Annotated in this window: 23 protein-coding genes and 1 riboswitch; of the genes, 11 read left to right on the top strand and 12 right to left on the bottom strand. The window is 69.8% G+C overall.

Annotated elements, in window-relative coordinates; translation table 11 throughout:
• The first annotated feature begins 7 nt into the window (after positions 1 to 7).
• Positions 8 to 77, top strand: a riboswitch (guanidine-III (ykkC-III) riboswitch).
• Positions 56 to 355 carry a CBU_0592 family membrane protein gene (locus tag ABD255_RS21155; protein ID WP_344216523.1) on the top strand — a complete coding sequence of 100 codons (300 nt, stop codon included), beginning with the start codon at positions 56 to 58 and terminating at the stop codon, positions 353 to 355. (Overlaps the previous riboswitch by 22 nt.)
• Position 356: 1 nt before the next feature.
• Here ABD255_RS21155 and ABD255_RS21150 read toward each other — a convergent pair whose 3' ends face one another.
• Positions 357 to 1,229 carry a hypothetical protein gene (locus tag ABD255_RS21150; protein WP_344216521.1) on the bottom strand — a complete coding sequence of 291 codons (873 nt, stop codon included), beginning with the start codon at positions 1,227 to 1,229 and terminating at the stop codon, positions 357 to 359.
• A 250-nt stretch (positions 1,230 to 1,479) separates the two neighbouring features.
• Here ABD255_RS21150 and ABD255_RS21145 point away from each other — a divergent pair, with 250 nt between their 5' ends.
• From ABD255_RS21145 to ABD255_RS21135, 3 genes are read left to right on the top strand one after another with little or no spacing between them, the layout of a single operon-like run.
• On the top strand, positions 1,480 to 2,514 hold the full coding sequence (locus ABD255_RS21145; protein ID WP_344216519.1) for an AAA family ATPase: 1,035 nt from the start codon (positions 1,480 to 1,482) through the stop codon (positions 2,512 to 2,514).
• A gap of 14 nt (positions 2,515 to 2,528) precedes the next feature.
• Positions 2,529 to 3,518, top strand: a complete 990-nt coding sequence (locus ABD255_RS21140; RefSeq protein WP_344216517.1) for a DUF58 domain-containing protein — start codon at positions 2,529 to 2,531, stop codon at positions 3,516 to 3,518.
• Complete coding sequence (locus ABD255_RS21135; protein WP_344216515.1) at positions 3,518 to 4,471, top strand: VWA domain-containing protein; 954 nt, start codon at positions 3,518 to 3,520, stop codon at positions 4,469 to 4,471. Before ABD255_RS21140 ends, ABD255_RS21135 begins: the two co-directional genes overlap by 1 nt.
• A 47-nt stretch (positions 4,472 to 4,518) precedes the next feature.
• On the opposite strand, the gene ABD255_RS21130 is transcribed toward ABD255_RS21135, so the two are convergent.
• On the bottom strand, positions 4,519 to 7,614 hold the full coding sequence (locus ABD255_RS21130; RefSeq protein ID WP_344216513.1) for a glycoside hydrolase family 9 protein: 3,096 nt from the start codon (positions 7,612 to 7,614) through the stop codon (positions 4,519 to 4,521).
• Positions 7,615 to 7,924: 310 nt separating this feature from the next.
• Here ABD255_RS21130 and ABD255_RS21125 point away from each other — a divergent pair, with 310 nt between their 5' ends.
• From ABD255_RS21125 to ABD255_RS21105, 5 genes are all read left to right on the top strand, one after another.
• Positions 7,925 to 9,205: an ABC transporter substrate-binding protein gene (locus ABD255_RS21125; protein ID WP_344216511.1), complete on the top strand. Its 1,281-nt coding sequence runs from the start codon at positions 7,925 to 7,927 to the stop codon at positions 9,203 to 9,205.
• The gene (locus ABD255_RS21120; protein ID WP_344216509.1) at positions 9,202 to 10,107 is read left to right on the top strand and encodes a carbohydrate ABC transporter permease; all 906 of its coding nucleotides are present in this window, start codon (positions 9,202 to 9,204) and stop codon (positions 10,105 to 10,107) included. The genes ABD255_RS21125 and ABD255_RS21120 overlap by 4 nt, the downstream gene beginning before the upstream one ends.
• Positions 10,104 to 10,934 (top strand): carbohydrate ABC transporter permease, encoded by an 831-nt coding sequence (locus ABD255_RS21115; RefSeq protein WP_344216507.1) that lies wholly within the window; start codon positions 10,104 to 10,106, stop codon positions 10,932 to 10,934. Before ABD255_RS21120 ends, ABD255_RS21115 begins: the two co-directional genes overlap by 4 nt.
• 23 nt (positions 10,935 to 10,957) lie before the next feature.
• The gene (locus ABD255_RS21110; RefSeq protein WP_344216505.1) at positions 10,958 to 11,989 is read left to right on the top strand and encodes a LacI family DNA-binding transcriptional regulator; all 1,032 of its coding nucleotides are present in this window, start codon (positions 10,958 to 10,960) and stop codon (positions 11,987 to 11,989) included.
• Between the two features lie 171 nt (positions 11,990 to 12,160).
• Positions 12,161 to 12,658 carry a DUF3145 domain-containing protein gene (locus tag ABD255_RS21105; protein WP_132193951.1) on the top strand — a complete coding sequence of 166 codons (498 nt, stop codon included), beginning with the start codon at positions 12,161 to 12,163 and terminating at the stop codon, positions 12,656 to 12,658.
• Between the two features lie 230 nt (positions 12,659 to 12,888).
• Here ABD255_RS21105 and ABD255_RS21100 read toward each other — a convergent pair whose 3' ends face one another.
• The 6 genes from ABD255_RS21100 to ABD255_RS21075 form a co-directional block, all read right to left on the bottom strand.
• The gene (locus tag ABD255_RS21100) at positions 12,889 to 14,313 is read right to left on the bottom strand and encodes an acyl-CoA carboxylase subunit beta (RefSeq protein ID WP_344216503.1); all 1,425 of its coding nucleotides are present in this window, start codon (positions 14,311 to 14,313) and stop codon (positions 12,889 to 12,891) included.
• Positions 14,314 to 14,508: 195 nt separating this feature from the next.
• Positions 14,509 to 15,744 carry a beta-ketoacyl-[acyl-carrier-protein] synthase family protein gene (locus ABD255_RS21095; RefSeq protein ID WP_344216501.1) on the bottom strand — a complete coding sequence of 412 codons (1,236 nt, stop codon included), beginning with the start codon at positions 15,742 to 15,744 and terminating at the stop codon, positions 14,509 to 14,511.
• A gap of 168 nt (positions 15,745 to 15,912) precedes the next feature.
• The gene (locus tag ABD255_RS21090) at positions 15,913 to 16,161 is read right to left on the bottom strand and encodes an acyl carrier protein (RefSeq protein ID WP_012920191.1); all 249 of its coding nucleotides are present in this window, start codon (positions 16,159 to 16,161) and stop codon (positions 15,913 to 15,915) included.
• Positions 16,162 to 16,239: 78 nt separating this feature from the next.
• Positions 16,240 to 17,238 carry a beta-ketoacyl-ACP synthase III gene (locus ABD255_RS21085; protein ID WP_344216499.1) on the bottom strand — a complete coding sequence of 333 codons (999 nt, stop codon included), beginning with the start codon at positions 17,236 to 17,238 and terminating at the stop codon, positions 16,240 to 16,242.
• Position 17,239: 1 nt separating this feature from the next.
• Positions 17,240 to 18,430, bottom strand: coding sequence for an acyltransferase domain-containing protein (locus ABD255_RS21080; RefSeq protein ID WP_344216496.1), 1,191 nt, complete (start codon positions 18,428 to 18,430; stop codon positions 17,240 to 17,242).
• 78 nt (positions 18,431 to 18,508) lie between these two features.
• Entirely contained in the window at positions 18,509 to 19,741 is a 1,233-nt protein-coding gene (locus tag ABD255_RS21075) for a PucR family transcriptional regulator (protein WP_344216494.1), read from the bottom strand.
• A gap of 92 nt (positions 19,742 to 19,833) precedes the next feature.
• Here ABD255_RS21075 and ABD255_RS21070 point away from each other — a divergent pair, with 92 nt between their 5' ends.
• Together ABD255_RS21070 and ABD255_RS21065 are read left to right on the top strand one after the other, a co-directional pair.
• On the top strand, positions 19,834 to 20,877 hold the full coding sequence (locus ABD255_RS21070; RefSeq protein ID WP_344216492.1) for a PHP domain-containing protein: 1,044 nt from the start codon (positions 19,834 to 19,836) through the stop codon (positions 20,875 to 20,877).
• Entirely contained in the window at positions 20,874 to 21,884 is a 1,011-nt protein-coding gene (locus tag ABD255_RS21065) for a pirin family protein (protein ID WP_344216490.1), read from the top strand. Before ABD255_RS21070 ends, ABD255_RS21065 begins: the two co-directional genes overlap by 4 nt.
• Before the next feature lie 97 nt (positions 21,885 to 21,981).
• Here the strand turns inward: ABD255_RS21065 and ABD255_RS21060 are convergent, their stop codons facing one another.
• From ABD255_RS21060 to ABD255_RS21045, 4 genes are all read right to left on the bottom strand, one after another.
• On the bottom strand, positions 21,982 to 22,521 hold the full coding sequence (locus ABD255_RS21060; protein ID WP_344216488.1) for a hypothetical protein: 540 nt from the start codon (positions 22,519 to 22,521) through the stop codon (positions 21,982 to 21,984).
• A 119-nt stretch (positions 22,522 to 22,640) separates the two neighbouring features.
• Positions 22,641 to 24,260, bottom strand: a complete 1,620-nt coding sequence (locus ABD255_RS21055) for a helix-turn-helix transcriptional regulator (protein ID WP_344216486.1) — start codon at positions 24,258 to 24,260, stop codon at positions 22,641 to 22,643.
• Between the two features lie 38 nt (positions 24,261 to 24,298).
• Complete coding sequence (locus ABD255_RS21050; RefSeq protein ID WP_344216484.1) at positions 24,299 to 25,411, bottom strand: flavin-containing monooxygenase; 1,113 nt, start codon at positions 25,409 to 25,411, stop codon at positions 24,299 to 24,301.
• Entirely contained in the window at positions 25,408 to 25,716 is a 309-nt protein-coding gene (locus ABD255_RS21045) for a hypothetical protein (protein WP_344216482.1), read from the bottom strand. Before ABD255_RS21045 ends, ABD255_RS21050 begins: the two co-directional genes overlap by 4 nt.
• Positions 25,717 to 25,815 lie beyond the last annotated feature (99 nt).

Genomic DNA, 25,815 nt, shown 5'->3' with positions numbered 1-25,815 from the left:
CTGGTCGGAGGCCCGCCGAGCCGGCGGGCCTCCGGACGAGATGGCGCCGTACCCGGTGGACGACAAGACGACGCTGGTCCCTGGAGGGGCCTGGCGGATGCATGTCGTCGATGTGGTGGAGATTGTCGGTGCCCTGACCGTGCTGGTGGCCTTCGCGGCCGCGCAGGCGGGGCGGCTCGAGCAGAAGACGCTGTCCTACCAGTTGCTGAACCTGTTGGGGTCGAGCGTGCTGGCGGTGATCGCGGCTGTCGAGAGCTCGTGGGGCTTCTTGCTGCTGGAGGGCAGTTGGGCCCTGGTCAGCCTGATCGGACTGATCGGGCTGCTGCGTCGCAAGCAGGAGAAGACCGCGGCCTGACTCAGAAGCGGTCGCCGGGGTCGCCCGGGGAGATGCTGCCGCTCGGGCCGGTGGTGGGGATCGGGCCGGTGGTGGTGCCGGTCGGCGTCGGTGACGGGCTGCCGCCGGGCGACGGGGACGGAGAGCCGCTCCCTGGCGGCGGCGTGGTCGGGGTGACGGTGACCGTCACGGTGCCGCTCGGGTCCGGGATGACCGGGCCCGGGTCCACTTCGGGGGAGTTCTTGAACAGCAGCCAGGCGATGAAGATCGCCAGCGCCATGATGACCAGCATCGTCAGCAGCGACAGCACCAGCGCGAACCAGGACGCCGGACGCAGGGCGGCCGGCCAGGGCAGCGGCCAGAGCCGGAACAGGCCCGGCCGGCGCCGGTTCTCCCAGTAGTGCCGGAAGTCGGGCCCGCGGACCCGGCCGAGTTGCGGGACCCGGTCCATCAGGACCGCCGACAGCACTTCCTCGCCGCGCCGCTCGGCGATCAGCCGCTCGTCGGCGACCGCGCTCGACCCGTCGTTCGGGCGGATCGGCCCGAGCGCGACCCAGAGGGCCAGATCGTCGTCGTCGCCGTCGTTGTGCGCCAGCACCGCCGCGACCGGCAGGCCGTCGACCACGGTGACGAACCGGTCCCGCGCCGCCGCGTCGTCCGCCGAGCCCTCGGTCATCATCGCGACCACGGCGTCCCGGCCGGTCTCGTCGGTCGCCGCGTACAGATAACCCGCCGCGTTCGCGCCCAGCCGGCCGCGCAGCCAGAAGTCGCCCACCCGCGGCGGGTCCTCCGGCATCAGCGGCAGCGCGTCCGGCAGCACCCGCGCGGGCACCGTGGCCGGCGCCTCGGGCTCGGCCGGCGCCGCCGTGTCGGTCTGGGAGTCGATCGCGGTCATCACCACCAATCCCACCACATCCCTGGTAGCAGTGTCGCCCGCGGCCGGGAACCGCCACGCCGAACCACCCGTCACACGCCGCGGTTGCCACCGCGGTACGCCGTCCGGGGGTGTCCGGATTTGGCGGGGTGGGGAGGATGGGAGGGGAGCCGGGCGGGGCACGCTCGTGTCCGGACCCGGCGATCTGATGGAATGGCGGCAGTTCCCGAGCGCTGAACAAGGTCCCGGTGGGGACCCCGGAAGGACAGGCATGACCGAAACCACTGTGCCGGCAGGGTCAGTGGCCCAGCAGTCCCACTTGGTCAGCGAGGCCATCAACGAGGTCAAGCGCGTCATCGTCGGCCAGGAGCACATGGTCGAGACGCTGATGGTGTCGTTGCTCGCCAAGGGGCACTGTCTGCTCGAGGGCGTGCCCGGTGTCGCCAAGACGCTGGCCGTCCGGACCTTCGCCTCGGTGGTCGGTGGTTCGTTCGCCCGGATCCAGTTCACCCCCGACCTGGTCCCGTCCGACATCGTCGGCACCCGGATCTACCGGCAGACCCGGGAGGCGTTCGACATCGAGCTCGGCCCGACGTTCGTGAACTTCGTCCTGGCCGACGAGGTGAACCGGGCCCCGGCCAAGGTGCAGTCGGCGATGCTGGAGTTGATGGCCGAGCGGCAGGTGTCGATCGGCGGCCAGACCTTCCCGATGCCCAAGCCGTTCATCGTGATCGCCACCCAGAACCCGATCGAGTCCGAGGGCGTCTACCCGCTGCCGGAGGCGCAGCGTGACCGGTTCCTGGTCAAGATCGACGTTCCGCACCCGCGCGGCCACGAGGAGTTCGAGATCCTCCGCCGGATGAGTGTCGACCCGCCGCAGCCGCGGCAGGTGCTGAAGCCCGAGACGATCATGGAGCTGCAGCGCTCGGCCGAGCAGGTCTTCGTGCACAACCTCGTCGCGGAGTACGCGGTGCGCCTGGTGATGGCGACCCGGACCCCGTCCGACTTCCACCTGCCCGACCTGGAGCCGATCATCGAGCTCGGCGTCAGCCCGCGGGCGACCCTCGGCCTGGTCGCGGCCGGCCGGGCGCTCGCGCTGATCCACGGCCGGGACTACCTGCTGCCGAGCGACGTCCAGACGGTCGCGCTCGACGTGATGGGCCACCGGCTCGGCCTGACCTTCGACGCGGTCGCCGACAACATCGACCCCCGCGCCGTGGTCGAGCGGATCCTCGCCACCGTGCCGCCGCCGCAGCCGGTCTGGCGCGACGGGTCCGACGGCACCGGCCGACCGGAATTCGTCTAGGCGGCCGGGGCTCCATGGCGAACCGACCCGATCCGCGGGCTGCGATGACGATCTCGCAGCTCGCTCCCGAGCGTGCCCTGCGCCGGCTGGAACTGACGGTCGTCCGCCGCCTGGAGGGTTACCTGCACGGCGAGCACCTCGGCCTGCTGCCCGGCCCGGGCACCGAGCTGGCCGAGGCCCGCGAGTACCAGGTCGGCGACGACGTCCGCCGGATGGACTGGGCCGTCACCGCCCGTACCACGATCCCGCACGTCCGCGACCTGATCGCGGACCGGGAGCTCGAGACCTGGGCGATGGTCGACCTGTCCGCCTCGATGGACTTCGGCACCTCCCAGCTGGAGAAGCGGGAGCTGGCTGTCGCCGCGGTCGCGACCGTCGGCTTCCTGACCCACCGGCTCGGGGACCGCTTCGGCGGCCTGATGCTGCGGGACTCCACCCTGCGCCGGTGGCCGGCCCGGTCGGGGCGGCTGGCGCTGTACGGACTGCTCCGCGCGTTGCTCGCGGAGACGAGCAACGGCGAGCACCAGGCGCGCAGCGACCTGGCCGGCGCGCTCGACTCGATGGCGCGCACCCAGCGCAAGCGGGGCCTGCGGGTGATCGTGTCCGACTTCCTCACCCCCGAGGACGGCGAGATCGACAGCCGGATGGAGCCGTCCTGGGAGCGCGCGATGCGCAAGCTGACCGCCCAGCACCAGGTGCTGGCGGTCGAGATCGTCGACCCGCGCGAGCTGGAACTGCCGAACATCGGCGTCGTCCTGATCGGCGATCCCGAGACCGGCGCGATCCGCGAGATCGACACCCGCAAGCGCAAGGTCCGCGAGCAGTACGCCGCGGCCGCGCTGGCGCAGCGGGAAAGGACCAGGACCGCCCTGCGTAGGGTAGGAGCCGGACACCTGGTTCTGCGGACCGACCGTGACTGGGTCGCCGACACCGTGCGGTTCGTGCTCGCCTACCGGCGAGTGGCGCCCCGCCTGCACCAACCGCCGAAGGGAGTGGCTCGCTGATGGAGTTCCTGTCTCCGGCCAGACTGTTGTTCCTGCTGATTATCCCGGTCGTCGTCGCCGGGTACATCTTCCTCCAGCACCGGCGCGCGCAGTACGCGCTGCGGTTCACCAACATCGCGCTGCTGGACCGGGTCGCCCCGCGCCGCCCGCAGTGGCGCCGGCACCTGGCCGTCGTGCTGGCGCTGTTCGCCGCGGCGTCGTGCATCGTGGCGTTCGCGCAGCCCAAGGACGAGGTGAAGGTGCCGCGCGAGCGGGCCACCATCGTGGTCGCGATCGACGTCTCGCTGTCGATGATGGCCACCGACGTCGACCCGAACCGGCTGGAGGCGGCGAAGAAGTCGGCGAAGAACTTCGTCGACCAGTTGCCGTCGAAGTTCAACGTGTCGCTGGTCAACTTCGCCGGTACGGCGTCCATCATCGTCCCGCCGACCACCGACCGGGCCACCGTGCAACGCTCGATCGACGGGCTGGAACTGGCCGAGTCCACCGCGACCGGTGAGGGCATCTTCACCTCGCTGCAGGCGCTGACCCAGGTCCCGCCGGACCCAGAGCACCCGAACGACCCGGCCCCGGCCCGCATTGTGCTGCTGTCCGACGGCAAGCGCACGGTCGGCCGGACCGCGCAGGAAGGCGCTCAGGCGGCCAAGGCCAAGAGCACCCCGGTCTACACGATCACTTTCGGCACCGACTCCGGCTTCATCGAGATGGACGGCATCCGCCAGCGCGTCCCCCCGGACCGCGCCGAGTTGCGCAGCGTCGCCGAGATCACCGGGGGAGAGGCCTACACGGCCGAGTCCGCGGGTGAACTCGAGGACGTCTACAAGGACATCGGCTCTTCGGTCGGCTACGACGAGGTCGACAAGGAAGTCACCTCCCGCTTCGCCGGCATCGCGATGCTCTTCACCCTCGCCGCCGCCGGCGCCTGCATCGCACTGGCTTCCCGCTTCCCGTAGAACGTGAGCGAACTGGGCCCGCCGTACGGCGGGCCCAGTTCGCGTTTCTATGTCCCGTTGATCAGCCGTACGGCGAGGTCCGGGCTGAACTGGCCGGCCGGAATGGTCGGCGCGGTCCCGCACGGACCGTCGGAGTTGCCGGGGACCTTGACCCAGAGCAGCATCTCCGCGCCGCCGCCGACCTGGCTCGTCGAGCCGAGCCGGCGGCCGGACGGGTTGCACCACTGGCCGTTCGAGCCGTTGCCGTTGCGGCTGGTGTCGATCACGAACGGCTTGGCGGAGGACAGGTTGTTCCGCACGTTGGTGCCGTAGGTCGCCGACGCCGAGGTGGTGTAGTAGTTCGACACGTTCACCGCGAAGCCGTGGGCGTTCGCGATCCCCGCGCCCTGCAGGCGCTGCGCCATCGTGGCCGCCGGGACCCAGCCGGCGTTGCCCGCGTCCAGGTACGCCCAGGTGTTCGGCGCGCGATCCTTGAACTGCTGGGTGGCGAAGGCAAGCATCCCGTTGCGTTCGGTGATCTGCGCGGTCGTCATGCACTCGAAGTCGCCGAGCGCGTCCGGCTCGATGACGACGACCGCCGGCCGGGTGCCGATCGAGTCCGCGAAGGCCGCGATCCAGGTCCGGTAGGCGGACGGGGATCCGGCGCCGCCGCCCGAATGACCGCCGCACGCGTCCCGGCCGGGCAGGTTGTACGCGACCAGGATCGGCAGTTTGTCCGCGTTGTCCGCGGCGCCCACGAAGGCGCCGACCGCGGCACCGATCGTCGTACCGGAGGGGTTGCCGAACCACCTGGCCATCGGCTTGGTGGTGATGTTGGTGTTGATCGTGCCGGCGCGGGAGTCGCCGCCGTTGTTTCGAACCCAGGTCGCGGGGGTCGAGTTCGGGTCGACGTAGAAGCCGTTCGTGAGGTCGACAGGGCTCGCGAGGACGGCTGGAGCCGCGGCGGCCTTGTGGTGGGCGTGTGTGTCGGCGAAGGCGGTCAGCCAGGCGAGGGCGGAGTTCCAGTTCACCGCGACCTCATTGGTCGAGTACGAGCCGATGTCGTCGACGTAGCAGGTCGCCGGCGCGCAGCCTTGGAGGTTGCGCTGGGCAACAGGATCCTGCAGGCCGGAGTTGGGGCCACCTGCCAGCGACCCGGGAGCGGGCGAGGGCAGCGCCGGGTCCAGTGACTTCGCCCAGAACCGGTGGTGCTGGTTCGCACTCGCACGTTCGCCGTAGCCGGTCACGTAGGACTGGTTGATCGCGTTCCGCCCGAGCAGGTAGTCGAGCGACTCGAGCGCCGCGTCGCGGTACTTGCTCTGCCCGGTCAGCTCGTACGCCGTTGCCATGATCATCGAACTGTTGGCGACCGCGCTGTTGGATCCCCACACGTACTTGCCGTCGGCCGGGCGGTAGGGATTGGCGTAGCCCTGCGCGCGGAGGTCGGCGACGTACTGGTCGGCGACCGCGCTGATCCGCTGCCTCAGCTTCCACTGCTCGATCGGGGACAACCGCCGTGGTGCGCGTGCGAGCGCGAGGTCCGCCAGCCCGCCGGTCTCCTGCCACGAGAACCCGTCCGCGGCCGTCAACTGGGTCGTGATCGCCTTCTTGTAAACGCCTCGGCCAGTCGTCGCGAAGAGCTCGGCCGCGGCCCACGAGAACTCGTCGGTGACCTTCACGTCGTCGTACGCACCGCCGCCCTCGCCGCCGTCCGGAGCGTAGACGGCGGGATTCTTCAGCGCTGCCTTCCATGCCTTGTCGGCGGCCGCAAGGCAGCGACCGGCCAAGGTCTTGTCCCAGCGCGCGTAGATCCGGGCGCACCGCGCGCCGACCGCGGCGACGTTGAGGGTCGCGGCCGTGGACGGGGGATAGAGGTAGCGCGGCTGCGGATCCGCCGCCGGCTTGAGCGGCAGTCCGGTCCACTTCTCGTCGTGGATCTTGTGATGCACCATTCCGGACGGCGCCTGCATCCGGAGCAGGAAGTCGAGTTGCCACTTCGCCTCGTCGAGCACGTCGGGGATCTTGTTGCCCGCTTCGGGAATCCGCAGTGCCCGGCTTCCCGACTGCTCGTACAGGTCGAGCAACTGCCAGGCCGCCAGCGCTCCGTTGACGACGTACTTGCCGTGGTCGCCGGCGTCGTACCAGCCACCCCGTACGTCGAGGCTGTAGGTGCAGGTCCCCGGGAAGCAGGGGACCGACGTGTCGCCTTTGTTGGGTGCGACGCCGACATGCCCGGCGTCCCTGGCGCGGTCGGCGCCGACGTACTGGGCCTCGATCGGGATGCCGCTGCGGTTGTTGTAGAAGTACTCGAGCGCGTCCCTCCGCAGGTCCCGATAGAGGTCGCCGGCCGCGTCGAAGGGCTCGCTCCGGTCGGTCCCGACAGCGAGCCGATAACCCTGGCCGGAGCCTCGGTATGTGCCGAAGTCGATCTTGTGCACGTTCTGCCCCGCCATCGGGTCCGCGCCGAACGGCTTCGTCTTGCCTTGGGCAACGACCCGGTCCGCCGCGTCGAGCAGGTTCCAGTCGAGCGGGGTCGTCTGGTCGGTGACGTACGTCGCCCGCTTCGGGCCGTCGGGGAGATAGCCGAGCTGGTTGACCCGCACCGGCGAACCGAAGTCCCGTACCCCACCAGGTGGCACGACACCGCCGACGAACGAGATGTTGTCCAGGCACAGCGTGTACGGCTCCGCGCCGCCGCCGGCCTGGAAGGTGACCTGGCTGTGCGCCGCGGTGGCGGTCGACGTCGCGGTGAACTCGAACGTCTGCGCCGTGGTGGTGACGTTGACTGGCTTGTTCAGCACCGTGGTTCGCGGCGCCGAAGCGGTCTGCACGACCGCGCGGAAGCCCACTGGCCGACTCGCCGAGGCATCGAAGCGCAAGGTGTACGGCTGCCCGCTCTCCAGCGGCACGTCGTCCTGGCCGATCATCGAATCCCATACGTTGACCGTGCCGCCGGGGATCTGCGCGCACAGCCGACCGTCCGTGACCGCCGACGGGGTGTTGCCGCTGCTCCACCAGGGACTCTTGCTGCCGCTGTCGAATGTCCCGTTCAGCACCCGCTCGTACGGCGGATCGGCGGTGGCCGCCGCCTGGACGGCACCGGTCGTGGGGACGAGGAGAAGGGCGATCAGGCCGATGGCCGCGCGCCTTCGGAATCTGGTCATACAACTGCCTCCGGATGGGAATGCGCTGGAAGCGCTCTCACTCTGCGGCCATCGATCCAGCGGCGTCCCTGAGCATGGTGCCGACGCCGGGAGAGCGTGTCAAGACTGGGACAGGCGTGAAATCCGCTCTTCACAAGACCGCGCTCGTGGCCTATGGTCGACCGGAAGCGCTCCCAGTTTCGAACCCGACGATTGGCTCATTCGCGCCATCGGGGTTCCTGCCGGAGCTGACTCAGCGGCGTCACCGAGGCCTCGGCGTCCGCAGTACTGGGAGCGCTTCCAGTTTGTTGGTCCGAGAAAGGGTGGAGTCATGCGACTATGGAAAGCGCTTGCCGTCGGCACGGCGACGGCGGTTGTCCTGCTGGCGGCCGGCTGCGGAAGCGGCGAGGAGGAGGCCGAAGCGGGCAAGGTCACGCTCACGGTCAAGACCTTCGGGCAGTTCGGCTACGACGACCTGATCAAGTCCTACCAGGCGTCGCACCCGGACATCGTGGTCAAGCAGGAGAACATCGCCAAGCTGGCCGACTACACGCCCAAGTTGCAGCAGTGGCTGACCGCGGGCAGTGGCGCCGGCGACGTGGTCGCGCTGGAAGAGGGCATCCTGATCAAGCTGATGGGCAAGCCCGACCAGTTCGTCAACCTGCTCGACCAAGGCGCCGGCGAGCTGAAGGGCAACTTCCTGGAATGGAAGTGGAACCAGGCGCTGACGCCGGACGGCAAGAAGCTCGTTGGCCTCGGCACCGACATCGGGGCCCAGGGCATGTGTTACCGGACGGACCTGTTCGCCAAGGCGGGCCTGCCGACGGATCGGGCCGCGGTCGGCGCGCTCTGGCCGACCTGGGACGGCTACCTTGCCACCGGCAAGCGCTTCGTTGCCGCGAGCACCGGGTCGAGCTTCTTCGACACCGCGGGCGGGGTCTACCAGAACATCCTGATGCAGCAGGGCGACCAGACCTACTTCGACCGCGAGAACAACCTGATCGCGGAGACGAACCCGGGCGTCCGGGCGGCCTGGGACCAGACGATCGCGATGATCGACGGTGGGTTGTCGGGCAAGCTGCAGATGTGGGGTCCGGCCTGGAACGCGGGCTTCAAGAAGGGCACCTTCGCGACCATTCCCTGCCCGGCCTGGATGCTCGGCGTCATCAAGGACCAGGCGGGGCCGGAGAACGCGGGTCGGTGGGACGTCGCCCGGGTGCCTGGTGAGGGCGCAGTACGGGGTGGCTCGTTCCTGGCCGTGCCGGCGCAGAGCAAGCACCCGAAGGAGGCGGCTGAGTTGGCGAAGTTCCTGACCAACCCCGCGGGTCAGATCGCTGCCTTCAAGGCCAAGAACAACTTCCCGTCGTCGCCGCAGGCCATCGACGACCCAGCGGTGTCGAGCGCGGTGAACGCCTACTTCAACAACGCGCCGGTCGGCAAGATCTTCGGCCAGTCTGCCAAGAGCCTGCGCCCGGTCTACCTGGGCCCGGACAACCAGGTCGTCGGCGACGGCATCGGCGACGCGCTGACCGCCGTGGAGCAGGGCAAGCTCGAGCCGGACAAGGCTTGGTCGAAGGCGATGACCGACGCGAAGCGAGCCGTCGACAAGTGAGAACGGCTGCCTGGCGGAACCGCCTCGACCTGCACGGGTCGCCGTACCTGTTCATCACTCCGTTCTTCGTCCTGTTCGGGTTGTTCGGCTTCTTCCCGTTGCTCTACACGGCCTGGGTGTCGTTGCGCTCGTGGGATCTGACCGGCGACGCCGGGTTCATCGGACTGCGGAACTACTCCAGGCTGCTTGCGGATCCGGACTTCTGGAACGCGATGGTGAACACGCTCGGCCTGTTCGTCTTGTCAACGGTGCCGCAACTGTGCCTCGCGTTGATCATCGCCGGACTGCTGAACCGGCCGATCCGCGCGCTGCTGCTGTTCCGGCTCGGCGTCCTCGCACCGATCGTCACCTCGGTCGCGGCGGTCGCCATCGTCTTCGGCCAGCTGTACGGGCGCGACACCGGCCTGGTCAACGGGGTGCTCGGGTTGGTCGACATCGGCCCGATCGACTGGCAGGCGAGCAAGGCGTCGTCCTGGGTCGCGGTCGCGAGCATGGTGAACTGGCGGTGGACCGGCTACAACGCGCTGATCTACCTGGCCGCGATCCAGGCGATTCCCCGCGATCTCTACGAGGCCGCCCAGTTGGACGGCGCCGGCGCGATCCGGCAGTTCCGATCCATCACCGTGCCGCTGATCCGGCCGGCGCTGATCTTCACCGTGGTGATGTCGACGATCGGCGGCATGCAGTTGTTCACCGAGCCGCTGCTGTTCGGCCAGGGCGACATCTCCGGCGGCAGCCTGCGGCAGTTCCAGACCGTCGCGATGTTCATGTTCGAGCAGAGCTTCCAGAACTTCGACTACGGCTACGGCTCGGCGATCGCGTGGATGATCTTCCTGCTGACCGTGCTCGCCGGTCTGGCTAACGCCCTGATCGCCCGCCGCTGGAAGGGCGGAACCCAATGAGGCGGCGTACCCGCGGCAACAGCCTGGTCTACCTGACGCTGCTGGTCAGCCTGGTCCTGTCGATCTTCCCGCTCTACTGGCTCTTCGTGGTCGCCACCCGGTCCAACGACGTGATCGGGCAGCTGCCGCCGCCGCTGGTCCCCGGCGGCAACCTGAGTGCGAACGTGAGCAGGCTCTTCGAGGCCCAGGAAGCTCACTTCGCCCGCGGTCTGCTGAACTCGATGATCGCCTCGGTCGCCGTCACGGTGTCGGTGGTGTTCTTCTCGTCGCTGGCAGGCTTCGCCTTCGCCAAGCTGCGCTTCCGGGGCCGCAACGCGCTCCTGCTGGCGGTGCTCGCGACGATGATGGTGCCGGTCCAGATGGGCATCGTGCCGCTCTACATGGTGATGGTGAAGCTCGGCTGGCAGAACCACCTGCAGGCGGTGATCGTGCCGTTCCTGGTGTCCGCCTTCGGCGTCTTCCTGATGCGCCAGTACGCCGAACGCGCCGTACCGGACGAGCTCATCGAAGCGGCTCGGCTGGATGGGTGCGGCACGTTCGGCTTGTTCGTCCGGGTGGTGTCGCCGGCGCTTCGGCCCGGCGCCGCGGTACTGGGGTTGTTCACGTTCATGAGTACCTGGAACGAGTTCCTCTGGCCGTTGGCGATCCTGGAGGCGGACAACCCCACCGTGCAGTTCTCGCTCAGCCAGTTGGCGACGCAGTACTACACGGACTACACGTTGATGTTCTCGGGGACGCTGATCGCGACGGTGCCGCTGTTGCTGGTGTTCGTCCTGTTCGGCCGACACATCGTCGGCGGCATCATGGACGGCGCCGTCCGCTCATGACCGGGTTACCCTTTCGTCCAGAGATGAAGGAGAACGACGCAGTGGCGATCGAGACGCCCAGGCGGCAACCGACGCTCGACGAGGTCGCCGAGCGGGCCGGTGTGTCGCGATCGGCCGCGTCGCGGGTGATCAACAACGCGCCGCACGTCAGCCGGGCAAAGCGCGAAGCGGTCCGGCGGGCCATCGACGATCTCGGCTACGTCCCCAACGCGACCGCAAGGGCCCTGGCCACCCAGCAGGTCGGCGCGGTCGTGCTGGCGATCTCCGGGGACGACCCGGGCATGTTCGCCGATCCCTTCTTCGCCGAGGTCGTGGTCGGGGTCAACTCCGTGCTGGAGGAGACCGAGTTGGAGTTGATGCTCTCGCTCGCCACCTCGACCCGCGGCCAGGCCCGGCTCGAGCAGTTGCTGCGCACCAGGCAGGCCGACGGCGTGATGCTGATGTCCCTGCACGGCGACGACCCGCTTGCGACACTCGCCGACCAGGCCTCCGTACCGGTCGTCTTCGGCGGCCGCCCACTCACCTTCGAACCCCGGTACTACGTTGACGCGGACAACCGCGGCGGAGCGCGTCTGGCGACCGAGCACCTGGTCAAGTCCGGGCGCCGGAAGATCGCCACCATCACCGGCGGGCTGGACGAGGGCGCGGGCATGGCGCGACTCCAGGGTTTCCAGGACGCGCTCGCGGTGGCCGGACTCGACAACAGCCTTGTCGAGCACGGTGATTTCCGCGAGGACGTCGGCAGTCGGGCGATGAGCCGACTGCTCGAGCGCGCTCCTGATCTCGACGGGGTGTTCATCGCGTCGGACCAGATGGCGATGGGCGCGCTGCGGGTGCTGGGCCAGGCCGGCAGGTCGGTGCCGGGTGACATCGCGGTGGTCGGCTTCAACGACATCGCCGGTGCGCGTCATACGGCTCCGCCACTCACGACCGTGAACCAGCCGATCCAGGCGCTCGGACGCGAGATGGCGCGGATGCTGCTCGCGCTGATGGCCGGTGAGCAGCCCAGCCCGCTGATCCTGCCGACCCGCCTGGTGGTGCGTGAGTCCGCCTGAGGTTTGCGGACCGGACAGTTCAGGATTGCGACACGACGGTGATGTGGTTGACACGGCGAGGTTGCTGGTGTCAGAGGGGTCCGTGGTGCAAGATGGGTCTCGCTGTCCGGGATTGACGAATGGTTGTTCGAGAACGCTGGGGAAGGCGCCCCTCGAGCACAGGAGGTCCCGGTGGCGACGACTCGTGGCGTTCTTTACGTCCACACGGTGCCGTCAGCGTTGTGCCCTCATGTCGAGTGGGCAGCGGGCGGCATCCTTGGCGTGCCCGTGAAACTCGACTGGACCCCGCAGCCCGCGGCCCAGGGAACCTATCGGGCCGAGCTGTCGTGGCAGGCTGAGGCCGGCACGGCGGCCAAACTGGCGTCCGCTCTGCGCGGCTGGCAGAAACTGCGCTTCGAGGTGACCGAGGAGCCGAGCAACGGGGTCGAGGGCGAGCGCTACTCCTTCACCCCGACCCTGGGTGTCTTCCACGCGACCACCGGTGTGCACGGCGACATCATGGTGCCGGAGGAACGGCTGAAGGCAGCGATGCTCAAGGCCGCCAGTGGCGAGGCCGACCTGACCGAGGAGGTCGAGCGTTTGCTCGGTCGTCCCTGGGACGACGAACTCGAACCGTTCCGCTACGCCGGCGACGGCGCACCGGTTCGCTGGCTGCACCAGGTGGTCTGAGCCGAACCTGAGAACTTCTGAAGAAAGCATCGGACCCTACAGCTTTTCGCGGACTTATCCCCGATGCTGGGAGTCAGACTTTTCACCGAGGTGGGAGGAGCCGTGGCCGCTGGGCCACCGGGTGTCGGGACACCCCCGGTTGTCGCAAACAGCGGCCGCACCACGTGAAGGGGCGCGGACCTCAGGGTCCGCGCCCTTTCTGTTGCGCTGATTCTGGAACGGCAGATCCGCTAGAGCGGGATGTTGCCGTGGCGGCCGCGGGTCCGGCCGGATGCTTCGGCGGTCGCGATGGCGGCGGCCAGTGCGGAGCGGGTCTTGGCCGGCTCGACGATCTCGTCGACGACGCCGATCTCCCGGGCCCGCTCGATGCCGCCGGCGATCTTCTCGTGCTCGGCGGCCAGTTCGGCCTCGACCTGCGGGCGCAGTTCCGGCGCCACCTCGGCGAGCTTGCGGCGGTGCAGGATCCGGATCGCGGCGACCGCGCCCATCACCGCCACCTCGGCCCGCGGCCAGGCGAACACCCGGGTCGCGCCGAGGGACCGGGCGTTCATCGCGATGTATGCGCCGCCGTAGGTCTTGCGGGTCACCAGCGTCACCCGCGGTACGACCGACTCGGCGAAGGCGTGCAGGAGCTTCGCGCCACGCCGTACGACGCCGTCCCACTCCTGACCGACACCGGGCAGGTACCCCGGGACGTCGACCAGCACGACCATCGGTACGCCGAACGCGTCGCACATCCGGACGAAGCGGGACGCCTTCTCCGCGCTCAGCGCGTCGAGGCAGCCACCTAGCCGGAGCGGGTTGTTCGCGATCACGCCGACGGTCCGGCCACCGAGCCGGCCCAGCGTGGTGACGATGTTCGGCGCCCACCGCTGGTGCAGTTCGACGCCGGACTCCTCGTCGAGCACCCCGCCGACCAGCGGATGGACGTCGTACGCGCGCTTGGCCGACTCCGGCAGCAGGCCGGACAGGTCGGTGTCGGGCACGTCGGTCGAGACGTCGCCCTGGTTCGCGAACAGGTCGGCCAGTTGGCGGGCCTTCTCGATCGCGGCGGCCTCGGAGTCGGTGGTGATGTGGACGACGCCGGAGCGCCGGCCGTGCGGCTCGGGACCACCGAGCCGCAGCATGTCGACGTCCTCACCGGTGACCGAGCGGACCACGTCCGGGCCGGTGACGAAGATCCGCCCCTCCGGTCCGAGCACGACGATGTCGGTCAACGCCGGCCCGTACGCCGCGCCGCCCGCCGCCGGGCCGAGCACGACCGAGATCTGCGGGATCTTGCCCGAGGCCTGGGTCATCTCGTAGAAGATCTTGCCGACGGCGTGCAGGCTGAGGACCCCCTCGGCCAGCCGGGCGCCGCCGGAGTGCCACAGACCGATGATCGGCAGCTCCTCCTGCCGGGCCACGTGGTACGCCTTCACGACGACGTCGCAGCCCTCGTCGCCCATCGCGCCGCCCATCACGGTGGCGTCCGAGCAGAACGCCACCACCGGCGCACCGGCGATGGTGCCCCGGGCCGCGAGCATGCCGGACAGGTCGTCCGGGGTGATCAGCTCGAGGGAGCCCGGGTCGAGCAGGTGCGTGAGCCGGCTGACCGGGTTGCGGGGGTCCTGCTCACGCGACAGCTTCGCCGGTTTGACGGGGGCGGTGGTCATGGGGCCTCCCGGCCTGGACTGAGGAGTGGAGGGAGCGAAGCGACTGGAGTGACGAGGGAAGGCCGGGAGTTCAAGCCCCATGGCCCGCGCGCCGGAGGCGCGCAATTCACCACGGTCATGGGCAACTCCTGTGGTCAGAAGGGGGAGCGGCGCCGGCTGGACTGTGAGCCGGGCGGACCGCCCGGCTCACCCACCTCAGACCGACTTGAAGGCGAGGGCGACGTTGTGTCCGCCGAAGCCGAAGGAGTTGTTCAGTGCGGCGATGTCCCCGTCGCCGAGCTTGCGCTGCTCGGTCGCGATGTCCAACTCGACGCCGTCGTCGACCTTGTCCAGGTTGATCGTCGGCGGCACCACCCGGTGGTGCAGGGCGAGCACGGTGGCGATCGACTCGACCGCGCCGGCCGCGCCGAGCAGGTGCCCGATCATCGACTTCGGTGCGGTCGCGACCGCCTGGTCGGCGGCCTTGCCCAGCGCCTTGCGGATCGCCACCGACTCGGCGACGTCGCCGACCGGGGTGGAGGTCGCGTGCGCGTTGATGTGCACCACGTCACCGGTGGCCAGGTCGCCCTCGCGCAGCGCCTGCAGCATGGCGCGCTCGGCGCCGGAGCCGGTCGGGTCGGGCTGCACGATGTCGTGACCGTCGGCGGTGATGCCGGAACCGGCGAACTCGGCGTAGATCTTCGCGCCGCGGGCGACCGCGTGCTCGTAGGTCTCCAGCACCAGCACGCCGGCGCCCTCACCGAGCAGGAAGCCGTCGCGGTCGACGTCCCACGGACGCGAGGCGCGCTCGGGGTCGTCGTTGCGGCGGCTCAGCGCCATCATCTGACCGAAGGCGGCCAGCGGCAGGCCGGCGATCGACCCCTCCGCGCCACCGGCGACGACGATGTCGGCGCGGCCGAGGCGGATCTGGTCGGCGGCCAGCGAGATGGCCTCGTTGCTCGAGGCGCAGGCGGACACTGGCGTCTGCACACCGGCCAGGGCGCCGATCTCGAGGCCCACGTTGGCGGCGGCGGAGTTCGGCATCAGCATCGGGATCGCCAGCGGCGACACCCGGCGCGGCCCGTTCCGCAGCGCGTCGTAGTTGGCCAGGGTGGTGAGCAGGCCGCCGATACCGGTCGCGATCGCGACACCGAGGCGGGTCTTGTCCAGCTCGACGTCGGCCAGGCCGGAGTCGGCCCAGGCCTCGCGGGCGGCGACCAGGGCGAACTGCGCGTTGCGGTCCAGGCGGCGGGCCTTGACCCGCTCGATCACCTCGGTCGGCTCGACGGCGGCGGGCGCGGCGATCTTGACCGGCAGCTCCTCGACCCAGTCGGCGGTCAGCAGCTTCGCGCCGGACCGGCCGGCCAGCAGGGCCTCCCAGGTGCTGGCGACGTCGCCCCCGACCGGGGTCGTCGCTCCGAGCCCGGTGATCACGACTCGGGTCTTCGACATGGTTACCTCATCCTTCGGACAGAGATCGGGTGATTGGGCTTCGGGGAGATCAGACGTCGCCCGCGGCGAACCCCGGTGGCGCCGGAGCGGCCGGCCGGCCGCGTGGTTGCCCACCGGGCGAGGTGCCCGGTGAGCCCCACGGCTGCCAGCACGATCGAGAGGTTTCGATCAGCCGTTCTGGGCGCGCTCGATGAACGCGACGGCGTCACCGACGGTCTTCAGGTTCTTGACCTCGTCGTCGGGGATCTTGACGCTGAACTTCTCCTCGGCGGCCACCACGACCTCGACCATGGAGAGCGAGTCGACGTCGAGGTCGTCGGTGAAGGACTTGTCCAGCTGGACGTCCTCGACCGGGATGCCCGCGATCTCGTTGACGATCTCGGCGAGGCTGGAGCGGATCTCTTCGGTGCTGGCCATCTGTTGGGTTCCCTTTCGGATTTCTTCTGTGTGCTTGCAGTCGCCGGGCTCGGCCACCTGAGCCGGCCCGGACATCTATCAGGGCAGCCGGATCACCTGGGCGGCGAAGACCAGGCCCGCGCCGAAACCGATGATGAGGGCAAGATCGCCGCTCTTGGCCTCGCCGTTCTCGCGCATGGTGCTGATCGCGAGCGGGATCGAGGCGGCCGAGGTGTTGCCCTGGCGCTCGATGTCGCGGGCCACCTTGACCGACTCGGGCAGCTTCAGCGTCCGGCGCATCGCGTCGGTGATCCGCATGTTCGCCTGGTGCGGGATGAACAGGTCGAGGTCCTCGGGCTTCACGCCGGCCACGTCCAGCGCCTGCTGCGCGGTCTTGGCCATCTCGAACGAGGCCCACCGGAAGACCGGGTTGCCGTCCATCGTCAGGTGCGGCCACTGGTAGCTGCCGGACGCCTCCTGCCAGGACTCCTTCTGGCTGATCACGTGGTGCTGGGTGCCGTCGGAGCCCCAGACGACCGGACCGATGCCCGCCTCCTCGGACGGGCCGATCACCGCGGCACCAGCGCCGTCGGCGAAGATGAACGCCGTACTGCGGTCGGTCCGGTCGGTGATGTCGCTGAGCCGCTCGACCCCGATCACCAGCACGTACTTCGCGCTGCCGGCGCGGACCATGTCGCTGCCCATCGCGACGCCGTAGCAGAAGCCCGCGCAGGCGGCCGAGACGTCGAAGGCGGCGGCGGTCGGAGCACCCACCGCGACCGCGATCTGGGTCGCGATCGCCGGGGTCTGGTAGAGGTGCGTGACGGTGGCGACGATCACGCAGCCGATCTGGGCCGGGTCGATGCCGGAGTCGGCCAGCGCCTCCTTGGCGGCGTTCGTCGACATCATCAGGACGGTCTCGTCCGCTTCGGCCCAGCGCCGCTCCTTGATCCCGGAGCGGGTCTGGATCCACTCGTCGCTGGAGTCGATCTGCTCGAGGATCTCGGCGTTCGTCACGACTCGGCGCGGCCGGTACGAGCCGAGGCCCAGGACCGCGGTGTGCTCGGCTCCGGTGGTGGTGTTGATCTGTCCGCCCATGTCAGTTCCCAGCGCTCGGGTGCAGTCGCACCAACGGTTGCCCGGGGGAGACCGGGTCTCCTTCTTCGACCAGCCACTCGACCACGATGCCGCCGTGCGGCGCGCGCACCTCGAGTTCGTCCCGCAGGCTCTTCACGGTGGCGACGACCTCGCCGGCCGCGACCGTGTCGCCCGTCTCGCGCTTCACCTGTGCCTCCCGGGTGAAGGTGCCCTTCATCGGGGCGACCAGCAGCCGCCAGGTCGGCGACGCGTCGATCTCCGACGGGCTGCCGTGCTTGTCCACGAAGGCCCGGGCGTCGTCGAGTTGGTCCGGCGTCTTCAGCGCGAACGTCTCGACCCCCTTCAGGGCCCGCTTGGCGATCCCGGTCAGGGTGCCCGCCGGGGTCATCTCCAGGATGCCGGTGACCTGCAGGTCGGCCATCGTCTGCATGCACAGGTCCCAGCGGACCGGCGCGTTGACCTGCTGGACCAGCCGGCGCAGTACGTCGCGGCCGTCGTGCACGATCTGGCCGTCGCGGTTGGAGATCAGCCTGCTGCGCGGGTCGTGGGTGGTGATGGAGCGCGCGTAGCCGGTCAGGGTCTGGACGGCCGGCTCCATGTGCTTGGTGTGGAAGGCGCCGGCCACCGACAGCGGAATCAGCCGCGTCTTGGCGGGCGGGTCCTCGGCCAGCGCGGCCAGTTCCTCGACGGTGCCGGCGGCGACGATCTGGCCGGGGCCGTTGTCGTTCGCGGCGGTCAGGCCGTGCTGCTCCAGCTTGGCCATGATCTCGTCGCGGTCTCCCCCGAGCACCGCGGTCATGGACGTCTTGGTCAGCGCCGACGCGGCGGCCATCGCCTTGCCGCGCTCGCGGACCAGGACCATCGCCTGCTCGGCGCTGATCACGCCCGCGCCGACGGCGGCGGCGATCTCGCCGACGCTGTGGCCGGCCAGCGCGCCCATCTTGGTGAACGAGTCGCCGGGGTGCGGGAACACCGCCAGCGCGGCCAGCATGCTGGAGGCGACCAGCAGCGGCTGGGCGATCGCGGTGTCACGGATGGTGTCCGCGTCGGCCTTGGTGCCGTAGTGGGCGAGGTCGAGCCCGGCGACCGCGGACAGCCAGTGCAGCCGGTTCTCGAACACGGGGTCCTCGAGCCAGGGCGCGAGGAAACCTGGGGTCTGGGCGCCCTGTCCGGGCGCGACGATGACGAGCACGTGACAACTCTCCCTGAGCCGGGCCGCCGATGGGCTACAAAGCAGCACGAATTCTACCGGCTGGACTTTGTAGGAATCCTACAATACGTACGTTCCGGGCTCCGGGTTGAGCAGGCGGCCCAGGGTCAGTGCGACACGTAACGTGAAAGCGTCGCGGGGATTGGTCGGCGAGTAGCCCGTGATCTCGCCCACACGCTTCAGCCGATACCGGACAGTATTCGCGTGGATGAACATCGCCCGGGCCGTTGCCTCGATGGAACCACCGGAATCGAGGTACGCCGCGACGGTGTCCCGGAGGACTCCATCGCCTATCGTGAGCGGGCCGTAGACATCCGAGGCCAGTTGGCGGCGGGCGTGACCGTCGCCGGACAGGGAGCGCTCGGGGAGCAGTTCGTCGGCCTGGACCGGTCGCGGGGCATCCGGCCAGCCTGGTGCGGCCCGGAGTCCGGCGACCGCCGCGCGAGCCGAGGTGACGGCCGACATCAGGTCCTTGACCACCGGTCCGACGACGATCGGACCCGGTCCAAACCAGCCGGCCAGCTTTTGTACGATGTCGACAGGTTTACTCGTACCACCGAGTACTATCACCAGCCGATCGCCCTGCATCGCGCACAGAGCGTCCGCCCCGGCTTCACGGGCCGCCGCGCGGACGGCGTCGGCCACGTTCTCGGTGCCGAGGTCGGCCTCGGGGGCTCTGCCGACCACGACGGCCACCTCGGAGGAGCCCGTCGTACCGGTCGCGGTGCCGGTCCAGCCGAGGGCGGAGGCGCGGGAGCGGACCGACTCGTCGGCCTCGCCGCGGATCACCGAGTCCACCACCAGCGCTTCCAGCCGGGCGTCCCAGGCGCCGCGCATCTCGGCCGCCTGCGCGTAGACCGTGGCGGCGGCGAAGGCGACCTCGCGCGCGTACCGCTGCATCGCCTCGCGCACCACCGGTACGTCGTCGGTGGGGAGCAGGTCACCGATCGTGTCCTCGATCATCTCGATGGTGGTCCGGACCAGGTCGACCGTCTGGTGCAGCGAGATCACCCGGGTGAACTCGCGCGGCGCCGAACCGAACATCCGGGTCGGCATCGACGAGTGCGCCTCGGGATCGCGGAACCAGTCCACGAACGCGGTGATGCCGGACTGCGCGACCAGCCCGATCCAGGACCTGTCCTGCGCCGACAACTTCCCGAACCACGGCAGTTCCTCGTCCATCGCCGCGATCGCCGCCGTAGCCAGCGCCCCCGTAGCCGCCTGCAACCGCTCCGCCCGCGCCTCATGCGCCGCGGTCGCAGTGAGCGCCTTGGTAGTCCGCTTGGCTGCCACGTCCCGACCCTAGCTCTCGTCCCCGGCGGACGGTTGCGGGGCGAGCTTGGTGTTCTCCCGACAACTGCGGCGGGACGCGCGATGATGGGAGCATGAGCGACAAGGCTGGGGTGGCGGATGCGGTCGAGGCGTTGCGGAAGATCGGGTACTTCCTGGAGCGGGATCGGCAGCCGACGCATCGGGTGAAGGCGTACCGGCGGGCCGCCGACACGATCGAGGCGCTGCCGGCCGCCGAAGTACGGGCTCGGCGGCGGGCCGGGACACTGACTGAGCTGCCGGGGATCGGGCCGAAGACCGAGGCGGTGATTCTCGAGGCGATGGACGGCGCGGTGCCGTCGTACCTGACCAAGCTGGAGGGCGCGGCCGGTGAGTTGACCGACGCGGGGAGCGTACTGCGGGCCGAGTTGCAGGCCGATCTCCACCTGCACTCCGACTGGTCCGACGGCGGCAGCCCGATCGAGGAGATGGCGCGTACGGCGGCGCGGCTCGGCCACAAGTACATGGCGCTCACGGACCACTCGCCCCGGCTGACCGTCGCCAACGGGCTGTCCCGGGAGCGCCGGCTGCAGCAGCTCGAGGTGGTGGCCGAGCTCAACAAGAAGCTGGCCGACGAGCTGGACGGGTTCACCATCCTGAACGGGATCGAGGTGGACATCCTCGACGACGGCTCGCTCGACTGCGACACCGAGATCCTGGCCCGGCTCGACATCGTCGTGGCCAGCGTGCACTCCAAGCTGCGGATGCAGTCCGAGCCGATGACCGAGCGGATGGTGCGTGCGGTCGCCAACCCGCACGTCGACATCCTCGGGCACTGCACCGGACGGCTGATCACGGGCGGTCGCGGGACGCGGCCGGAGTCGGACTTCGACGCCGAGGTGGTCTTCGAGGCGTGCAAGCAGTTCGGTACGGCGGTGGAGATCAACTCGCGGCCCGAGCGGCTGGACCCGCCGAAGCGGCTGCTGTCGCTGGCCGTCGAGAGCGGCTGCCTGTTCTCGATCGACACCGACGCACACGCGCCCGGGCAGCTGGACTGGCAGGTCTACGGCTGCGAGCGCGCGGAAGAGTGCGGGGTCAGCGCCGATCGCGTCGTCAACACGTGGGAATCGTCGGCACTCCTGGAATGGGCGGCATCATGAGCAACCTGGAGAAGGACCCGGCCGAGGGTGTCTGTGGCGGTGAAGGCGCTGAAGGCCCAGTGCTGGAGATGCTCGAGGCACGCGAGGTCGTGCTCGGCCGGACGACCAAGGTGCGCCGGCTGCTGCCGAACAAGAACCGCCGGATGGTCGGCGCGTGGTGCTTCGTCGACCACTACGGACCCGACGACCTGACCGCCCGCGTCGACTCGTACGACGTACCGGGTGCGGCCGGGATGCTCGTGCCGCCGCATCCGCACACGAGTCTGCAGACCGTCAGCTGGTTGTTCGCCGGTGAGATCGAGCACCGGGACAGCGTCGGCTCGCACGCGATGGTCCGGCCGGGCGAGCTGAACATCATGACCGCGGGCAACGGCATCGCGCACTCGGAGGTGTCGTTGCCGAGTGCTCCCGCGATCCTGCACGGCGCCCAGCTGTGGGTCGCGCTGCCCGATGCGGCCCGGTCGACGGTGCCGCCGGCCTTCAACGCCTATGCCGAGCTGCCGACGCTGGAGCTCGATGGTGCTCGCGCCACGGTCATGCTCGGCACGGTCGGCGGGGTCACCTCGCCCGCACCGGCGTACACGCCGCTGGTCGGCGCCGACGTGACGGTCGAGCCCGGCCGGACCGTCAGCCTGCCGCTCACGCCGGAGTTCGAGTACGCCGTACTGGTGGTCGACGGCTCGCTGCGGGTGGGGGAGTTGACCGCGGGGTTCGGCGAGATGGCGTACTTCGGGTCGGGCCGCGCTGCGATCGAGTTGGTTGCCGCAGGCGACGGTGTTCGCTTCCTGCTGCTCGGCGGCGAGCCGTTCGAGGAGGAGCTGGTGATGTGGTGGAACTTCATCGGCCGCTCCCACGACGAAATCGTTGCTGCTCGCAACGACTGGATGGCGTCCATCGACGCGGCCGGCACCTCGCGCTTCCCGCAGGTCCCCGGCTACGACGGCGACGCCCTGCCGGCACCGACTCTCCCCGGGACCCGCCTGAAGCCCCGCCCCCGCTCACGCTGATCAGAGCGGCGTCAGTACTGCGATCTGGTGGCCCTCGGGTCCGGGAATCAGTTGGTAGCAGAGGCGGCGAAGAACTCATCTGCTGTGCTCATGGCCTCTACGCCACGGCTGAAACCCGACGCGCCGCTGTCGGACTTTCAGCCTTCCTGCGCCGGTAGTAGGCCCACGTGAGGACCAGAAGCGCCGGCCCCCAGAGTAGGAGCGGGGCGTAGCAGGCGATCATCAACGCGGCGGCCCCGTCGCCGGCGAACGGCAGGAAGGCGCCGCTGAACACGTCCCGGAAGCCGTATGTCCAGATCCCGATCAGGGCCAGCGCACCCAGCGTCGCGGGAATGATCGCGGCGTACGGGGCCACCTTCCGCCCGCCGATCAGCGGGATCCACCGCGGCGCCACCTCACCCCACGGCCTGACCAGCCCGAAGGCGGTCAGCGCGAGAGCCTCCGAGAACACGCTCAGGAAGACAATCCAGACGACCTCACCCGTACTCGTCAGCCGAGCCGGTCGCCCGTGATCGTCCAGCATCCCCATCGAGAACCCCGCCACCAGCCCCAGCCGCCAGAGCCCGGACGGCAACGTCAGAAACGGAATCACATGCGCCAGCCGATTGGCCCAGCGCGGTACGGGTTGCTGTGTCATACCTCGAGCATCGCCACCGGCCGCGGACCACAACTCCCTCCGCTGGGTGAACCACATCCCTCCGAAAGCTGACTTGACGCGAGCGGCGCGCAGCGAAGTGGGCGGCCAGTCGGGGAGTGTCAGAGCAGGTCGTGCTCGCGGGCGTAGGCGACGGCCGCCGTCCGGGACGGGACCGCGAGCTTGGTGAAGATGTTGGACAGGTGCCGGGCGACGGTCTTGTCGCTGAGCACGAGGTGCCGCGCGACCTCCGTATTGCTGTTGCCGGCCGCAACCAGCCGCAGTACTTCGAGCTCGCGCTGGGTGAGGCCGCCGGGAGCGTTGCGGTGCAGGAGCTTCGCGACCTCGTCCCGGCAGGTCGCCGCTCCGAGTTCGGTGAACGTCTGGAGCGCGGCGGTCAGTTCGGAGGTTGCCGAGTCCTCGTCACCCAGGTCCCGGAACGCCCGCCCGACCAGCACCCGCGCCCGAGCCACCTCGTACGGCGCTTGGAGGCCGTTCCACAGTTGCGTCGCCAGCCGTGCCTGCGGGAGAGCCCGATCGGTGTCGCCGGCGGCCAGCGCCACCAGGCCCCCGCAGTACGCGGCCATCGCGCGCAGGCCCGTGCAGCCGAAGTCTTCCGCGATCTTCGTCAGTTCCCCGGCCGCCGCTTCGGCCTCGTCCCGGCAGTCACCGGCGACGAAGATCTCGATCGCGCCCGGCAGTAGCCGGGATCGCTGGACGGGGCCGCCGGTCTCGGCCAGCAACCGCCGGATCGCGGCGACCGCTGCCGGCGTCCGGCCGCGGCTGATCCACAGCAGGGCAAGGCCTGGCTGGGGTTCGTAACCGAAGCCCGAGGCTTGCTCGTAGCAGGTTTCGGCCAGGGCGAAGTCGCCGCGGATTCGCAGTACGTCGCCGCACTCGCTCAACGCGAAGCCGGCGGCGCCCTGCGAGTTCGAGGCCGCGTACCGGCGCCGGGCGAGTTCGAACTCCTCCAGTGCTTCGCCGAACGCTCCGCGCAGCCGCAGGATCTGGCCGCGATGCACGGCGCACTGGCCGGTGAACGGGACCAGATCGGGCTGGGTGTCGCACCATCGGGTCAGCGCGCTGGTCCAGGCGGACGCGCGGCCGAAGTCCAGCACCTCCTGGCAGGCTTCGATCATCGCGCAGTAGACGTTGCCCGCGAAGATCGGTGACAGCTCGCCGGCCGCGACACCGACCATCGCCTCGTCCAGCAGCGCGAGGCCCTCGGGGACCCGGCCGGAGTACATCAGCAGGCGGCCCTGACAGACCAGGCCCTGCGCCACCAGATCGGGGTCGGCGAACCGGCGGCCGAGGTCGGTGATCTCGGTGCCGACCCGCAACGCGCCCTGGAAGTCCTGCTGGTCGAGGTGCCGGAAGAACTCGTGGATCAGCAGGTATCCCCGCTCGACCACGTCGGCGGGCTGATCCGCCAGCAGCCGCTGGGCCCGGCCGACCCAGCCGCCGGCAACCGCCGCCTCGCCGCGGACGCTGAGCACCAGCCCGAGCCAGTAGGCGAACCGGACCGCTCGCAGGGTGTCGCCACCGTTGACCTCGGCCTGGTAACCGCGCTGAAGGGCCCGGATGCAGGCGTCGTCATCACCGGCGAGGTACGCCGCGGTGGCCAACGCCATCAAATCGTCCGGGCCCAGGTCGTCGACGGTCGACAGGCGGTCGTAGGCGGCGGCCCAGTCCCGCCGTTCGAACGCCTTGCGTGCCTGCTCGAGGTCATCGACGATGCCCATCGCGTACCCCCTCCTGCTGAGAGTACGCGCGGTGGGCCTCACGCGGCAGCGTCAGCGGTGGACCGGACCGCCCCGGACCGGGCGACGATGCGCTTGGCGACGTACTCCGCGTCCCGGCCCACGCCCGGCAGCACCATCGAGCTGAACGCGAACTGGAAGCAGAGACCGCAGAAGAACAGGCCGGGCGCTCCGATCACGACCCCACGCATCTCCTCGGGCCAGCCGTCCGCGCCGATGACCGGCAGCTTGATCCAGTCGAACACCTGTTGGAATCCGGTGCTCCAGACCACGTTGGCGACGTCCAGCACCCGGCCGTCGTCGAGCTTCGGCCGCCCGTTCTCGACGCCGACGACCCGGTTGTGGACGCGCTCGACGCCCCGGGCGAGCAGGTCCTCGCGCTTCACCCTGAGCATCGGGCCGCCGTGGTAGCGGACCTCCCGCAGTTCCTTGCGGCCGATCGGCGTACGCCTGGTGATCAGGTGCTTGCCGAGGAACAGGAACACCGGGAAGAAGATCCGGGCCCCCTTCTTCTCCAGCCGGACGGGGATCTGGCCGGGGTCGCGACCGCAGAGCACGGTCGAGTGGGTGGTGGCGAGCTCGTAGGCGATGTCGGTGCCCGAATGCGAACCGCCGACGACGAGAACCGGGCCGTCCTTGAGCTGTTCCGGCCGGCGGTACTCGCTGGAGTGGAGTTGCCGGATCGCCGGGTCCAGGTCGACGGCGAAGTCGGGGAGGAACGGCGTACGGCCGAAGGTGCCGGTGGCAACCACCACGTTGTCGGCCAGGATGCGGCGCTCGCCGGTGGTGACGGCGTACCCGCCCTCGCTCAGCGGTTCGAGCCGGTCCACAAGGGTTCGGGTGCGGACCGGCAGGTCGAAGCGGGCGGCGTACGACTCCAGGTAGTCGGCGACCTCGTCCTTGGTCGGGTAGGACCACTTGTCGTCCCCGGGGAACGGCATGCCCGGGATCCCGTCGTACTTCCTCGGGGTGTAGAGCCGCAGCGTGTCCCACTGCGCTCGCCAGTTGTCGCCCACCCGGGCGGAGCTGTCGAGGATGACGAACTGCCTGCCCCGCTTCCGCAGGTGGTACCCGGTGGCCAGGCCGGCTTGCCCGGCACCGATGATGACGGTCTCGATCCGTTCGGTGATCATGCGAGTCTCCGCTCGTTGCGTAGCGCGTCGTGCGACGTGGCACCGCGGTAGCGCAAGCACCACAGCAGCATCAGCCCGGTCGACACGACGTAGAAGCCGTGCAGGGCCCAGATGGGCCCGACCGGCAGGTGCACCACGTAGATGCAATGGACGGCGTTGCCGACGTTGGCGAGCACGAGGTTCGCCAGGCTGTACGACGAGAGGTCCCTCGTCCGGATCGCCTTGATCACCATCGGCAGCGCGCTCGACGCGAACAGGATGGTCGAAACCGTCCCCGCGAGAAGAGCAACACCTGCGCCAGTCATGTCCCCGACGCTAGAAGCGGGGGACGGCGGATCGCGTCGGGCGCAATACCCAACTCGCGACCGCCCGGATCTACATCATTTGTCGTAGACAGGCGAAGG

Origin of the sequence: Kribbella sancticallisti, from assembly GCF_039530625.1 — a bacterium.
Classification (GTDB): Bacteria; Actinomycetota; Actinomycetes; order Propionibacteriales; family Kribbellaceae; genus Kribbella; species Kribbella sancticallisti.
Note: the sequence above shows the minus strand (reverse complement) of the source record. Positions and strands in the feature narration are given on the sequence as shown.